This window comes from Pseudomonas sp. SB113, from assembly GCF_040754745.1.
Taxonomy (GTDB): domain Bacteria; phylum Pseudomonadota; class Gammaproteobacteria; order Pseudomonadales; family Pseudomonadaceae; genus Aquipseudomonas; species Aquipseudomonas grimontii.
Window position 1 is genome coordinate 1 of record NZ_JBFMHW010000196.1, and the last position, 436, is coordinate 436.

Below are 436 nucleotides of genomic sequence, written 5' to 3' on the forward strand. Positions count from 1 at the left end.
ATGTTGCGCAGCGCGAGGATATTCTGGGCGTTCTTTCGCTCATCATCTGGGCGCTGGCGATCATCGTGACCGTGAAATACATCTTGTTCGTGCTGCGTGCGGACAATCGCGGCGAGGGCGGAACACTGTCGCTGATGGCGCTTGCGCAAAGCAGCTTGAAGAAACCATCGCTGTTCATTCTCGGCCTCGGTATTCTGGGTGCAGCGCTTTTCTACGGCGATGCGGTAATTACGCCTGCGATCACGGTCCTCTCGGCTGTCGAGGGTAAGAAAGTGGTGACACCGGCCTTTGAGCCTTATGTCGTGCCGCTGACGCTGGTTATACTGGCAATCGTTTTTGCGGTTCAGCGCTATGGCACCAGCAAAGTTGCGACGGTTTTCGGTCCGGTTACCGCCCTTTGGTTTCTGGCCATCGGCGCATCCGGGGTCATGCATAT

Annotated in this window: 1 protein-coding gene; it reads left to right on the plus strand. The window is 56.7% G+C overall.

Annotated elements, in window-relative coordinates:
* On the plus strand, positions 1-436 hold a 436-nt coding region (locus AB1462_RS32135), incomplete at both ends, for a KUP/HAK/KT family potassium transporter (RefSeq protein ID WP_367249151.1).